Source organism: Vibrio genomosp. F10 str. 9ZD137 (genome assembly GCF_049974785.1).
Taxonomy (GTDB): domain Bacteria; phylum Pseudomonadota; class Gammaproteobacteria; order Enterobacterales; family Vibrionaceae; genus Vibrio.
This window is the reverse complement of record NZ_JBNGCJ010001049.1, coordinates 1-628: the sequence shown is the minus strand read 5'-3', so window position 1 is coordinate 628 and position 628 is coordinate 1. Positions and strand designations below refer to the sequence as shown.

Genomic DNA, 628 nt, shown 5'->3' with positions numbered 1-628 from the left:
CCGCATTAAGCGGACAAAAATAGTTGGTTATACTGTTGAGGCACGAAACATAACCAACTGTTTTTGTTCCGTTTAAATGCCTTGTTAGCAGGCTACTGCGATTTAGGCTTCATTTGCGAAACTAACAGAATGAAAACACCAACCATTATTGCAATATCTGCTACATTAAAAATACCTGTTCGGATTGCACCTACACCGACATTTAAGAAATCTATAACTGCACCATTATTCACAACACGATCATAAAAATTACTAACGCCTCCAGAAAAAACTAAAGACAGCGCGAATAATGAATGCATTGATTGTTTAGAGTTAGTAATCAAATACCACAACAAACCAGCTAAGAATATTCCAATTACAACAACGAACACCCAAAATCGTGTTTGCTCAGATAGGTTGTTACCTAAACCAAGGAACGCACCAATATTTTCAGTATACCCAACTCTCAATAAGTCGAAGAAGTAACTATCCATTTTTTCTTTGGGAAGATATTGGGTAGCAAATAATTTAGTAGTTTGATCACAACCAATAAGTAAAAATGATACTGAAGATGTAATAAGTGTTCTCGTCCAAATTTTCATAACGATACAAAACTCCATGCCTGCTAACGCCGCATTAAGCGGACAAA

The 628-nt window shown here is 36.0% G+C and carries 1 protein-coding gene; it reads right to left on the bottom strand.

The genetic code is table 11. The features are described from left to right. Positions 1-92 precede the first annotated feature (92 nt). The coding region (gene lspA / locus ACP45E_RS22210; RefSeq protein ID WP_017036985.1) for a signal peptidase II at positions 93-628 on the bottom strand (536 nt) is incomplete at its 5' end.